Genomic DNA, 235 nt, shown 5'->3' with positions numbered 1-235 from the left:
CGAAGACAAAGGCACTAACGAAGATAAAGGAACAAATGAAGACAAAGGCACTAACGAAGATAAAGGTACAAATGAAGACAAAGGTACGAACGAGGACAAAGGGAACAAAGACGATAATGGCACAGTAACAGAAGACAAAGATACACAAACAGATGGTGGTTCTGTAACGGGAAGTAAAGACAATAAAATTGAAGACAAAGTAACTGCTGAAAAAGAAAACAAAGAAACAGTAACA

The 235-nt window shown here is 37.0% G+C and carries 1 pseudogene; it reads left to right on the top strand.

The annotated features are described in order from the left end of the window. Window positions 1-235, top strand: a pseudogene (locus MR160_RS34530) (hypothetical protein); the annotation flags it as partial.

The sequence above is a fragment of the Bacillus cereus group sp. BfR-BA-01382 genome (genome assembly GCF_022663475.1).
In the GTDB taxonomy this organism is placed as follows: Bacteria; Bacillota; Bacilli; order Bacillales; family Bacillaceae_G; genus Bacillus_A; species Bacillus_A thuringiensis_S.
The sequence above is the reverse complement of the archived record's forward strand: the minus strand, read 5'-3'. Positions and strand labels throughout refer to the sequence as shown.